The organism is Gordonia sp. CPCC 206044, from assembly GCF_048537895.1.
Taxonomy (GTDB): Bacteria; Actinomycetota; Actinomycetes; order Mycobacteriales; family Mycobacteriaceae; genus Gordonia.
Genome location: NZ_JBCLVL010000002.1, coordinates 42,338 through 54,820, shown reverse-complemented (window position 1 = coordinate 54,820; position 12,483 = coordinate 42,338). Strand labels below are relative to the sequence as shown.

The 12,483-nt window shown below is 65.9% G+C and carries 13 protein-coding genes; 6 read left to right on the top strand and 7 right to left on the bottom strand.

The window, feature by feature from the left end; all coding sequences use genetic code 11:
* Positions 1–79: 79 nt before the first annotated feature.
* Complete coding sequence (locus tag AAFP35_RS02790; protein WP_419220441.1) at positions 80–727, bottom strand: class I SAM-dependent methyltransferase; 648 nt, start codon at positions 725–727, stop codon at positions 80–82.
* Between the two features lie 297 nt (positions 728–1,024).
* A complete protein-coding gene (locus tag AAFP35_RS02785; protein WP_419220017.1) occupies positions 1,025–1,381 on the bottom strand; it encodes an Rv2640c family ArsR-like transcriptional regulator in 357 nt (118 codons plus the stop codon).
* Between the two features lie 91 nt (positions 1,382–1,472).
* Between AAFP35_RS02785 and AAFP35_RS02780 the strand changes: the two genes are divergently transcribed.
* Positions 1,473–1,937, top strand: coding sequence for an ArsI/CadI family heavy metal resistance metalloenzyme (locus tag AAFP35_RS02780; RefSeq protein WP_419220016.1), 465 nt, complete (start codon positions 1,473–1,475; stop codon positions 1,935–1,937).
* Positions 1,938–1,980: 43 nt separating this feature from the next.
* Here the strand turns inward: AAFP35_RS02780 and AAFP35_RS02775 are convergent, their stop codons facing one another.
* Genes AAFP35_RS02775 through AAFP35_RS02765 form a run of 3 tightly spaced genes read right to left on the bottom strand, consistent with a single transcriptional unit; the run spans position 1,981 to position 3,834 of the window.
* The gene (locus AAFP35_RS02775) at positions 1,981–2,406 is read right to left on the bottom strand and encodes a low molecular weight phosphatase family protein (protein ID WP_419220015.1); all 426 of its coding nucleotides are present in this window, start codon (positions 2,404–2,406) and stop codon (positions 1,981–1,983) included.
* Positions 2,399–3,490 carry an ACR3 family arsenite efflux transporter gene (gene arsB / locus AAFP35_RS02770; RefSeq protein ID WP_419220440.1) on the bottom strand — a complete coding sequence of 364 codons (1,092 nt, stop codon included), beginning with the start codon at positions 3,488–3,490 and terminating at the stop codon, positions 2,399–2,401. Before arsB ends, AAFP35_RS02775 begins: the two co-directional genes overlap by 8 nt.
* Before the next feature lie 20 nt (positions 3,491–3,510).
* Positions 3,511–3,834, bottom strand: a complete 324-nt coding sequence (locus AAFP35_RS02765) for an ArsR/SmtB family transcription factor (protein WP_419220014.1) — start codon at positions 3,832–3,834, stop codon at positions 3,511–3,513.
* Between the two features lie 167 nt (positions 3,835–4,001).
* On the opposite strand from AAFP35_RS02765, the gene dinB reads away from it, so the two are divergent.
* The 5 genes from dinB to AAFP35_RS02740 all read left to right on the top strand — a co-directional run bounded on the left by dinB (position 4,002) and on the right by AAFP35_RS02740 (position 10,916).
* Complete coding sequence (gene dinB / locus AAFP35_RS02760; RefSeq protein ID WP_419220013.1) at positions 4,002–5,210, top strand: DNA polymerase IV; 1,209 nt, start codon at positions 4,002–4,004, stop codon at positions 5,208–5,210.
* Between the two features lie 114 nt (positions 5,211–5,324).
* A complete protein-coding gene (locus AAFP35_RS02755) occupies positions 5,325–6,143 on the top strand; it encodes a mycofactocin-coupled SDR family oxidoreductase (protein ID WP_419220012.1) in 819 nt (272 codons plus the stop codon).
* 99 nt (positions 6,144–6,242) lie between these two features.
* Positions 6,243–8,630 (top strand): phosphoketolase, encoded by a 2,388-nt coding sequence (locus tag AAFP35_RS02750; protein WP_419220011.1) that lies wholly within the window; start codon positions 6,243–6,245, stop codon positions 8,628–8,630.
* Between the two features lie 229 nt (positions 8,631–8,859).
* Positions 8,860–10,161, top strand: coding sequence for a TrpB-like pyridoxal phosphate-dependent enzyme (locus AAFP35_RS02745; RefSeq protein ID WP_419220010.1), 1,302 nt, complete (start codon positions 8,860–8,862; stop codon positions 10,159–10,161).
* 26 nt (positions 10,162–10,187) lie between these two features.
* The gene (locus tag AAFP35_RS02740) at positions 10,188–10,916 is read left to right on the top strand and encodes a DUF429 domain-containing protein (RefSeq protein WP_419220439.1); all 729 of its coding nucleotides are present in this window, start codon (positions 10,188–10,190) and stop codon (positions 10,914–10,916) included.
* A gap of 7 nt (positions 10,917–10,923) precedes the next feature.
* Here AAFP35_RS02740 and AAFP35_RS02735 read toward each other — a convergent pair whose 3' ends face one another.
* Positions 10,924–11,493: an N-acetyltransferase family protein gene (locus AAFP35_RS02735; protein WP_419220009.1), complete on the bottom strand. Its 570-nt coding sequence runs from the start codon at positions 11,491–11,493 to the stop codon at positions 10,924–10,926.
* 54 nt (positions 11,494–11,547) lie between these two features.
* Positions 11,548–12,372 carry an alpha/beta fold hydrolase gene (locus AAFP35_RS02730; RefSeq protein ID WP_419220008.1) on the bottom strand — a complete coding sequence of 275 codons (825 nt, stop codon included), beginning with the start codon at positions 12,370–12,372 and terminating at the stop codon, positions 11,548–11,550.
* Between the last annotated feature and the right edge of the window lie 111 nt (positions 12,373–12,483).

Sequence of the window (12,483 nt, the reverse complement as noted above, 5' to 3'; positions counted from 1 at the left end):
CCCCGGGTTTCTGTTCTTCCCCCGGAAACCAGCGGGGGAAGAACAGAAACCCGGGGGAAGAACGAGGGGTGATGACCGGTCAGTCGCGACGTGCGTGCAAGACGACGTCGTGGGTGTGAGCGCCGCCGCCCGCGGCGATGCCGCGTTCGCGGCTGTCGTGAGTCACGATCGTCCATCCGGCGCCGGTCCCGCTCGCTTCGCTCCCGGCGCCGTGCTGATTCGGCCCGCTCGCTTCGCTCCCGGCGCCGGCCACCAGCGAGGCCCAATCGGCAGGCTGGTAATAGTCATCCGGATTGCGACCATGCGCCCGCACGCCCTCGGCCTCATGTGACACCACCAGGAGATGTCCCCCGGGGCCCACCGCGTCGAGGATCTTGCGCACCGTCGACTCGTCGGTTCGCGCAATCGGGAAATACTGAAGCGAGACAAGGCCGAAGTCGCGCCCCGGAATCGCATCGACGGACACGTCCGCCCGCAGCCACGTGATGGTGTCACGCGGATCGATCTCCCGCGCCCGATCCACCGCCACCTGCGAGATGTCGACCGCGGTCACCTGCCAGCCCTGATCGGCGAGCCACCGCGCATCCGCTCCCTCACCCGAGCCGATGTCCAGTGCTGTCCCCGCGGCCAGCTCGGCGACCTCGGCGATCAACGCCGGATTGACGTCCGACGTCCACAGCCGATCCGCATTGCGGTAGCGCTCATCCCACTCCGCCGCGCTGTCGATGACCGGCCCGCTCGCTGCGCTCCCGGCGCCGTGTTGATTCGGCCCGCTCGCTGCGCTCCCGGCGCCGGTCACATTCGGCCCGCTCGCTGCGCTCCCGGCGCCGGTCACATTCGGCCCGCTCGCTGCGCTCCCGGCGCCGGTCACATTCGGCCCGCTCGCTGCGCTCCCGGCGCCGGTCACATTCGGCCCGCTCGCTGCGCTCCCGGCGCCGGTCACATTCGGCCCGCTCGCTGCGCTCCCGGCGCCGGAACCCTGATCGTGCCCATGCTCACCCATACGTCGACGGTAGCTGCCCCGTCAGCAGCAGTTGGGCATCAACACCTGACGCAGTGCTTCCAGCGAGTCGGTGCGGGCGTGGTGATAAACGTTCATGCCCTGCCGGCGCGACTCGACGAGTCCGGCCCGTCGCAGTTGGGTCAAATGATGGCTGACCGTTGCCTCGGTCAGACTCACCGCCGGTGCGAGATCGCACGTGCACACCTCGCCCGCCTGCGCGGTGAGCAAGATCGACAGAAGTCGCACGCGCACCGGATCCGCCAAGGCCTTGAGTCGCAGGGCCAGTTCGAGGGCGGCGTCCTCCTCGATGGGTTCGGCAGACAGCGGTGCACAACAGATGGGGGCGCTCACGTCGATCACGGGCAACGACTTCGGCATGCATCCAGCCTAATCGGATGCTTGACATATGTCGAAAAGGTGAGAGGCTGTGAGTACCTATTCGATGTAAGTCTCACAGGTGGAGGTTCTCATGTCTCGGGTGCAGCTGGCGCTCAACGTCGATGATCTGGATGCGGCGATCGACTTCTACACATCGCTGTTCAACACCGCACCGGCGAAACGCAAGCCGGGCTACGCGAACTTCGCAGTGACCGAACCCCCACTGAAGCTCGTCCTGATGGAAAATCCCGGCAGGGGTGGCTCGATCAATCATCTCGGCGTGGAGGTGGAATCCAGCGACCGCGTGCACTCCGAGATCGCTCGGCTCTCGGATGCCGGGATGTTCACCGAGGAGGAGATCAACACGACCTGTTGCTTCGCCACCCAGGACAAGGTCTGGGTGACCGGTCCCGACGACGAGAAGTGGGAGGTCTACACGAAACTCGCCGACAGCGAAGAGTTCGGTCGCAGCCCGAACCTGTTGGCCGGAGAGGATTCGAGTGCCACCGGTGCAGTGTGTTGCGGCGGTTCCGGCCAGACGAGCGCCTGCTGCTGAACGGCTCTGGCGTGGGGCCGAGTGTGCGGACCCGCTCCTGACATCAGCGTCGGCGCGACAATCGATCGGCGAGATCGGCTACGCGGCCGTCGATGTCGTCGCGGATGAGACGCATCCGTTCGATCCCGTCGATCCCCCGGATGGAAGGTTCGTCGACTGCCCATCGCTCGATCGTCACGCTGGCGGGTGGATCGAGTTCGGCCGGGCCGACGATCACCACCAGGTCGGCCTCGGTCATGATCGCTTCGGTGAGCTGACGCGGCTCGTGGTCGTCGAGCCCGTCGGCGGCATCGACCTCGGCGAGGACCTCGGCGGACAGTTCGTTGACCGAGCCGCCGGCCTTCGCCGAAACTCCTGCCGACGACACGTCGACGGTGGCGCCCGCATGCCGGCGCATCAAGGCCGCGGCCATCACCGATTTCCCTCGGTTGGAGACGCACACGAAGACCACCGATGGACGCTCAGTCATGTTGGGCCACCTCCTGTTCCGATCGCGCGCCCGACCGCTCGGGCTCGCGGCCGGTCGACCATCGACGACGTAGCGCCAGCGACACGTAGACCAGGCCGACCAAGACCGGAACCTCGATGAGCGGTCCGACGACCCCTGCCAGAGCCTGGCCGGATGTGGCGCCCCAGGTGCCGATGGCGACGGCGATCGCGAGTTCGAAGTTGTTGCCCGCCGCGGTGAATGCCATGGTCGTGGTGCGTGCGTATCCGAGGCGGGACAGGACGCCGTAGACATAGCCCGCGCACCACATGATCGCGAAATAGGCCAGCAGAGGTGCCGCGATACGGACCACATCCCATGGTCGTGAGGTGATCTGATCGCCCTGCAGCGCAAACAACACCACGATGGTGAACAGCAATCCGTACAGCGCCCAGGGCCCGAGGCGAGGTAGGAAGCGGTGTTCATACCAATTGCGGCCCTTGAGTTTCTCGCCGAAGCGACGGGTGAGAAAACCGGCCAGAAGTGGGATCCCGAGGAAGATGAGAACCGATTTCGCGATCTGCCACGGTGACGTCTCGATGCCGGTGGTCTCCAGACCCAGCCAGCCCGGCAGTACCGACAGATAGAACCAGCCGAGCACGGCGAACATCACGACCTGGAACAGCGAGTTCAGTGCCACCAGCACCGCGGCGGCCTCGCGGTCGCCGCAGGCCAGGTCGTTCCAGATGATCACCATCGCGATACAGCGAGCCAATCCGACCACGATGAGGCCCGTCCGGTACTCGGGTAGATCCGGCAGCATCAGCCAGGCGAGTGCGAACATCACTGCGGGGCCGACGAGCCAGTTGAGTACCAACGAGCCCGCCAGGAGGCGTCTGTCGCCGGTCACGCTGTGGAGTCGGTCGTAGCGCACCTTGGCGAGCACCGGGTACATCATCACCAGCAGGCCGACTGCGATCGGAAGTGAGATGCCGTCCACCTCGATCGCACCGAGTCCCTCGCCGATACTCGGTATCAACCGGCCGAGCGCCAACCCGGCGACCATCGCAACGCCGATCCACGCGGGTAACCAACGGTCCAGGATCGACAGTCGCCCGACGACCATGTCGGGAGCGTCACGTGTGGTCACCGGCAGTCCTCTCCCGTACCCGTGACCGCAGCCAGCGGCTCCAGGATCTGTGAGAGCTGTTGCACCACTTCGGGAACCACGCGATAGTAGACCCAGGTACCACGCCGTTCGCCCGCCACGAGGCCCGCCTCCCGCAACACCTTGAGATGATGCGAGATCGTCGGTTGGGATACCTCGAACAATCCCAACAGATCGCAGACGCACGACTCGCCGCCCGGACGCGTGGACATGGCCTGTAAGAGGCGCAGGCGAACGGGATCTCCCAACGCCTTGAGCCTGGCCGCGGCGGTGGCGAACTCGGAGTCGACCAATATAGACATTCATCTATATTGACAGCTGTCGATGTGGCATGGCAACACCGCTGCTGTTCGGCCGGGTTGGGTGGATGATGCATGCCCCGCCCGTCGGCGGCACTACGGCGTCGAAAGTGTCCGACCCCGGAGCTAGTATTCGTACATACGTTCGATGATTGCCGGAGGTGTATGCAGTGCGTATCGAACGGAAGGAACGGGCCGACGCGACGATCCTGCATGCCGATCTCGACTCCTTCTATGCGTCGGTCGAGCAACGCGACAATCCGGCATTGCGGGGCCTGCCGGTCATCGTCGGCGGAGGTGTGGTGCTCGCGGCCAGCTATGAGGCCAAGGCATTCGGGGTGCGAACCCCCATGCCCGGACGGGAGGCGAGGGCCCTGTGTCCGCGAGCCGTCGTGGTGCGGCCCCGTTTCGAGGCCTACGTCGAGGCGAGCAACGCGGTGTTCGACATCTTCCGCGACACCAGCCCGATCGTCGAGGGCATTTCCGTCGATGAGGCATTCCTCGACGTCGGCGGGCTGGCGCGGATCAGCGGGTCGCCGGTGGAGATCGCCACGCGGCTGCGGGCTCGGGTGGCCGCCGAGGTCGGGTTGCCGATCACCGTCGGGATCGCGCGCACCAAGTTCCTGGCGAAGGTGGCCAGCGCGGTGGGTAAGCCCGACGGGTTGCTCGAGGTCGTCGCCGGAACAGAACTGGACTTCCTTCATCCGCTGCCGGTGCGGCGGCTGTGGGGCGTCGGAGCGATCACGGAGGCCAAGCTGGCCGACGCGGGGATCAGTACGGTCGGCGATCTCTCGCGGTTCGGCGAACACGGGCTGTGCTCGCTACTCGGCGGCGGAGTCGGGCGCCACCTGTACGCGTTGTCGATGGCGCGAGATCCACGGCGTGTCGAGACCGGTCGACGCAGGCGATCCATCGGGTCACAACGGGCGCTGGGACGTCGTCCGAAATCCGATGCGGATATCGAGGCCACGCTCGTGGCAATCGTCGACCGACTCGGAAAGCGACTGCGGACGGCTGAACGTGTCTGTCGCACAGTGGTCTTGCGACTCCGGTTCGACGATTTCGGTCGCGCGACGAGGTCGCGTTCCTTTCTCGAGTCCACCGATCGGACCGACATGATCATGGCTGTCGCTCGTGGCCTGCTCGACGATGCGATGCCGCTCATCCGTGATCGAGGGTGCACGTTGATCGGCCTGTCGCTGACCAACCTCGACGACCACGACAGCATTCAACTCACGCTGCCTTTCGAGGCAGACCACGGTGCCGAACTCGACATCGCGATGGATCAGTTACGTGACCGATTCGGTCGAGATGCGGTGACCCGCGCGGTTCTCGTCGGTCGCCACCACGGCGACGATGCGCCCATGTTGCCGGATTGAGGGCGGATCGGTGGTGCACCGACGCGGAGATCACTGCGTGGCAGACCGACGAGTTCCGCGACCGCGGCCGGTCTACCCGAACAACGACATCGATCTGCGGAAGGTGCACACATCATGGGCCGACTCGACGGCAAGGTCGCACTGATCACCGGCGCAGCGAGGGGCCAGGGGAGAGCGCACGCCCTCGCCCTCGCGCGCGAAGGAGCCGACATCGTCGCCTGCGACATCGCCGCACCGGTGGCCGAGGTCGACTACGCACCGGCCACACCCGAGGATCTCGCGCAGACGGTGCGGGAAGTGGAGTCGTCGGATCGACGGTGTCTCGCGATCACGGCCGACGTCCGTGATCTGGCCTCGATGCAGGATGTCGCCGAGCGGACCGTTGCGATGTTCGATCGGATCGACGTGCTCGTCGCCAACGCGGGTATCGCGAGCAGCGGCTCGATCGCGACGATGTCGGAAGCGCGATGGCGCACCATGATCGACGTCGATCTCACCGGTGTCTTCAACACGTTTCGCGCGGTCCTGCCGCACATGATCGACCGCCGTCGTGGCCATGTCGTGGCAACGTCGTCGATCGTCGCGACCACCGGCGCGACCAACTCCGGACACTACGCAGCCGCGAAGGCGGGCGTGGTCGCGCTCGTGCAGTCGGTCGCCTACGAGGTGGCCGAGTACGGGATCGTGGTGAACGCCGTGTTGCCCTCGGGGGTGAACACCCCGATGATCCACAATCCGGCGACCTATCGGTTGATCCGTCCGGACCTTCCCGACCCGGGCCGCGACGACGTGGAGGAGATGTTCGTGCAGGGACGGCCCCGCCCCGGCCTGCTGGAGCCCGAAGACGTCGCCGCCACGGTGTGCTCGTTGGTCACCGATCGCGTGCGCTGCCGCTCAGGTGACTCGATCACCCTCTCCAATGGGCTGCAATGACACGCATTTGGCGCGTTCGACCTGCATGAGGCGGTCCTTCGGGCACGATAGGACAGGGAGGGAAGCAATCTGACGTCCGGAGTGTCCGAAGGAGTCCAGATGACCGAGACCCGCGCGGCCCGTGCTGCCTACCGCGACGACGACCTCGACGACGATCTGAGGTGGTGGGCGGCCGCCAACTATCTCACCGTTGCGCAGATCTATCTCCAAGACAACGTGTTGCTGCGTGAACCGCTCGCCGTCGACCACATCAAGCCGCGACTGTTGGGCCACTGGGGAACGAGCCCGGGCCTGTCGGCGATCTACACCGTCCTCAATCGGGTCATCCGCGAGACCGACTCCGACTGGCTCTACATCACCGGGCCCGGTCACGGTGGCCCCGCCCTGGTGGCCAATGTCTATCTCGAGGGCACGTACTCCGAGATCTACCCGCACGTCTCGCGCGATGCCGACGGCCTCCGTCGCCTCTGTCGCCAATTCTCCACGCCCGGTGGGATACCGAGCCATGTGAGTGTGCAGACCCCGGGCAGCATCCACGAGGGCGGCGAACTCGGCTACGCACTCGTACATGCGGCGGGCGCCGCCTACGACCATCCCGAGCTCATCGTGGCCTGTGTGGTCGGCGACGGTGAAGCCGAAACCGGTCCGCTGTCCGGATCATGGAAGATCCCGGCCTTCCTCAACGCGGCCCGCGACGGTGCGGTCCTGCCGATCCTGCATCTCAACGGCGCCAAGATCGCGTCGCCGACGGTGCTGGGACGCAGCACAGACGAGGAGGTGTCCGACTACCTCGGCGGACAGGGATGGACGCCGATCTTTGTCGAGGGCGACGACCCGCGGCAGGTGTTCGCCGATCTGAAGGCCGCGATCGATCAGTCGCACAGCGTGATCCGTGACATCCAGGCCGCCGCGCGAGCCGATGGTCCGACACCGAACACCAAGTGGCCCGCCGTCGTGATGCGGACCCCGAAGGGATGGACCGGGCCGCATGAGGTCGACGGCCAACTCATCGAGGGCACCCACTGGGCGCATCAGGTGCCGCTCTCGGGGGTGCGGGAGAACCCGGAACACCTTGCGATACTGGAGAAATGGCTCAAGACCTATCGCCCGGACGAGATCTTCGACGAGGCGGGTCGGGTGGTCGGCTCGATCACCGCGCTCGCTCCTGACGGGGACCGGCGGATGGGGTCGACGCCGTACGCCAACGGTGGACGTCTGCTCACACCGCTCAAACTCCCACCGGTCGAGAAGTATGCGCTCGATGTCGACAAACCCGGTGCGACTTTGCATGAGACGACCCGGGTTCTCGGTGAGTACATGCGTGACATCTACGTCGAGAACAGTGCCGACGGCGGCGGCAGCTTCCGTCTCTTCTGCCCCGACGAGACGGCCAGTAACCGGCTCGCCGCGGTGTTCGAGGCCAGCGACCGTTGCTGGCAGCTGCCCACCACCGAGCACGACGACAATCTCTCCGCCTCGGGCCGAGTGATGGAGGTGCTCAGCGAGCATCTCTGCCAAGGCTGGCTGGAGGGCTATCTGCTCAGTGGCCGGCACGGATTGTTCGCCACCTACGAGGCCTTTGCGATGGTCAGCGCTTCGATGGTCATCCAGCACACCAAGTGGATGCAGCACGCGGCGCAGTTGTCGTGGCGGGAACCGGTGGCGTCGTTGAACATTCTGCTGACCTCCACGTGCTGGCGCAACGACCACAACGGCTTCTCGCACCAGGGACCCGGTCTGATCGATGCCGTGCTGCCCCTCGCACCGGACGTGGTGCGGGTGTGGCTGCCGCCGGATTCGAACTCGTTGCTGTCCATCGCCGAGCATTGCTTCCGTAGTCGCGATCACGTGAACCTGCTCGTCGTGGACAAGCAGCCGCACCTGCAGTATCTGTCGCTCGAGGAAGCCAGTGAACAGGCGGCGGCGGGCGCATCGATCTGGCCGTGGGCCGGTACAGAGGGCGACAGCGTCGACGATCCGGACATCGTCCTCGTCGGCGCGGGCGACGTCCCGACCCAAGAGATCCTCGCGGCCGCGCAGATCATGCGCGAATGGGTGCCCTATCTGCGGGTCCGAGTCGTGAACGTCATGGATCTGATGGTGTTGTTGCCGCAGAACGACCACCCGCACGGCATGTCCGACGACGACTTCATCGACCTGTTCACCGAGGCCGGCCACGTCATCTTCGCCTTCCACGGATATCCGCGGGCGGTGCATCAGCTCCTGCACGGCAGGCCGGACGCAGACCGTTTCCACGTCCGAGGGTTCTCCGAGCAGGGCACCACCACGACCCCCTTCGACATGGTCGTGCTGAACAAGATGAGCCGGTATCACCTGGTGATCGAGGCGTTGCGTCGATCACGCCGGGTGCCCGAACGCAGCGAGGACCTCGTCGAGCATTGTCGGCGTCAGTTGGCGCGCCACCATGATTACGTGCGGGAGAACTTCGAGGACCTCCCCGAGATCCGGGACTGGACCTGGTCATAGTGCCGGCGCCTCTCTGCCGGTCGAGTAGCCCGTGAACGGAGTGAGTGTGCGTATCGAGACCTTGCTCCGCCGTCGTCTCTGCTGGTCGAGTAGCCCGTGAACGGAGTGAGTGTGCGTATCGAGACCTTGCTCCGCCGTCGTCTCTGCTGGTCGAGTAGCCCGTGAACGGAGTGAGCGTGCGTATCGAGACCATGCCCGCCGCCCCACAAGACCGCACTACAGTGACCCCATGACGATGAACGTGGACGCCACCAACTCCGATCTGGTCACCGTTGGTGTGCCGACACACTGGTACAACCTCGCCGCGGAACTCGACACCCCGATCCCTCCGCACCTGCACCCCGGGACGAAGGAGCCGGTCGGGCCCGACGACCTGGCCGCGCTCTTCCCTGCCGGGCTGATCGCTCAGGAGGTCTCGACCGAGCCGTACATCGAGATCCCCGAGGCGGTTCGAGACATCTACACCATGTGGCGGCCGTCGCCGCTGATCCGCGCGCGTCGATTCGAACAGGCACTAGACACCAAGGCGCGTATCTACGTCAAGTATGAAGGCGTGAGTCCGGTCGGCAGCCACAAGACCAATTCTGCTGTGGCACAGGCCTACTACAACAGCGTCGACGGCGTTCGTAAGCTGACCACGGAAACCGGAGCCGGCCAGTGGGGCAGTGCGCTCGCCTTCGCAGGGGCGCAGTTCGGTATCGGTGTCGAGGTCTGGCAGGTGCGCGCATCGTACGACTCGAAGCCGTATCGCGGGCATCTGATCCGCACCTACGGCGGGACCGTGCACCCGTCGCCGTCGGACCTCACCTCCTCGGGGCGTGCCATGCTGGCCAAGGACCCGAAAACCAGCGGCAGCTTGGGCATGGCGGTCAGCGAGGCCGTGGAGGTGGCCGCCGGTGATCCCGACACCCGCTACGCGCTCGGCAGCGTGCTCAACCACGTGGTCCTGCATCAGAGTGTCATCGGTCAGGAGGCGGTCGAGCAGCTCTATGCCGTCGAGCCAGGCGGCGCCGATGTCGTGTTCGGTTGTGCGGGTGGCGGTTCCAATCTAGCTGGTCTGTCCTTCCCATTCTTGCGGGAAAAGCTGCACGGGCGGTCGCAGCCGCGGGTCGTGGCCGCCGAGCCCGCCGCATGTCCGTCGATCACGCAGGGCGAGTATCGCTACGACCACGGCGACGTGGCCGGATTGACCCCGCTGCTCAAGATGCACACGCTCGGAATGGATTTCGTGCCCGACCCGATTCATGCCGGCGGATTGCGATACCACGGGATGGCGCCTGCGTTGAGTCACACCGTCGAGCTCGGACTCGTGCAGGGGGTCGCGATCGGCCAGCACGACGCGTTCTCGGCCGGTGTACAGTTCGCGCGCACCCAGGGGATCGTGCCCGCGCCGGAATCGACGCATGCGATCGCGGCCTGCGCTGCCCATGTGGCGGGAAGCGACAAGGACGAGGTCGTGGTGATCGGGTTGTCCGGACACGGTCAGCTCGACCTGCCCGCGTACGCGGAGTTCCTGAACGGAAACTTCTGATCGACGGGATGCTCCCGATGACGTCGATGCGGACGGTCGGCGTCGATCTCGCCGCATCCCCCAAGAACACCGCGATCGCTGTCGTCGACTGGTCCGATTCAGGTGCGCGTGTTGCTGAATTGGTGATGCCGGCCGACGATGCCCGCATCCGGGCGATCGCCGCCGGCGCACACCGCATCGGTGTCGACGCACCCCTCGGATGGCCCGACGATTTCGTGGATTTCGTTGCCGCGCATCACCGTGGCGAACTCCCGGGCGGACGCGGACTCGACGACATCGAGAACCGTCGTCGGCTGGCGTACCGGCACACCGATCGTGTGGTCATCGAGAACGGATGGGGTCGCCCGCTGAGTGTCGCCGCCGACCAGATCGCGCATGTCGCGTTCCGGGCGGTGGGATTGATCGCCGATCTGGGCGTGACCGACCGGGTGAACGGCTGGGTCGTGGAGGCGTACCCGGCTGCGGCGTTGCAGCAGTGGGGATTCACGTCGCGCGGTTACAAGGGGCAGGCCAACCACATCACCCGTCGAGAGATGATCGAGGATCTGAGCGTCTCGGCTCCGTGGTTGGACCTCGCGGCCCACCGGCAGCGGATGGTCCACGATGACAACGCCTTCGATGCCGTCGTGACGGCCCTGATCGCACGTGCGGCCGCTCTCGGGCACACGTGTCTGCCGGGGGCGGTCGATGCACCTGTCGCAGCGCGCGAGGGGTGGATTCACGTGCCGCAGTGCACGGTGGGACAGTTGGTGTGAGCCGCACTCAGAAGGTCAGTCGCATCAGGACGCGCGGAAATCCGTCCAGCACCGACGTGGTGTCGGCCACCTTGCGGAAGCCGTTGTCCTCGAAGAGCTTACGCGTACCCACGTAGGCCATGGTGAGGTCGACCCGTGCGCCGGCGTTGTCCACCGGGTACCCCTCGACGGCGGGCGCGCCGCTCGCTCGCGCATGGTCGACGGCGCCGGCGAGCAGCAGATGTGAGATGCCGGATTTCCGGTGCCCGGGCCGAACACGTATGCACCACACCGACCAGACGTCGAGATCGTCGACGTGCGGGATCTTGCGGTTGGTGGCGAAGGTGGTGTCTGCGCGCGGCGCGACCGCCGCCCACCCGACGACCTCACCATCCTCGTAGGCCAGCACACCGAGAGGAGCCTCGCTCTCACACAGGGCTCGGACGTACTCGCCGCGCTCGCGGCGGACGAGTTGACGATTGAGCTTGCCGGGGATCCGGTAGCTGAGGCACCAGCAGACGTTCGCGTCCGGACGTTTCGGCCCGACCATGGTCGCGACATCGTCGAACACGGTCGCCGGCCGCACGTCGATCGTCATGTAGACCACGATGGTCGACGGGCGCTCGTTCGACAAGCGCCCGCCGCCACGTGGTCAGGACCGGAAGAACTCGAGGAGATCGGCGTTGATCACCGCAGCCTCGGTGGTGGGCATGCCGTGCGGGAATCCGGGATAGGTCTTGAGAGTGCTGTTCGGCAGGAGTTCGGCCGATCGCACCCCGGTGTTCTCGAAGGGAACCACCTGGTCGTCTTCACCGTGCAGCACGAGCGTCGGGATCGTGATCTGCTTCAGATCTTCGGTGAAATCCGTTTGGGAGAAGGCGACGACACCGTCATAGTGCGCTTTTGCGCTCCCGTTCATCCCTTGACGCCACCAGTTCGCGATGACGCCCTCGGACGGTTCGGCACCGGGTCGGTTGTATCCGTAGAACGGGCCCTCGGCGAACGCACGGAAGAAGTCCGCCCGTCGTGTCGCGACCTGTGCCTGGATGTCGTCGAACGCCTCTTTGGGGATTCCGCCCGGGTTGCTCTCGTTCTGGACCATGATCGGTGGCACCGAACTGATCAGGACGGCCTTGGCGGCGCGGTCCTGCCCGTGGCGGGCGAGATAGTGCGCCACTTCACCGCCGCCGGTGGAGTGCCCGACGTGGATCGCGTCGGTGAGTCCGAGATGCTCGACGACAGCGGCCAGGTCGTCGGCGTAGTGGTCCATGTCGTGTCCGTCGGACACCTGGGACGACCGGCCATGACCGCGGCGGTCATGGGCGACGACGCGATATCCCTGGGCCAGGAAGAACATCATCTGGGTGTCCCAGTCGTCCGCAGACAGGGGCCACCCGTGGCTGAACACGATCGGTTGGCCGGTACCCCAGTCCTTGTAGAAGATCTCGACGCCGTCGTCGGTGGTGATCGTGGGCATGTGGACTCCGTTCACGAGGTGGTGAAGATCGGGTGTGGCGAGATGTCACGGCGCAGGGTCACCCGATCACCTCCAGTGTGCCGTGCGACAAGGCATGACGGTCCCACTTTG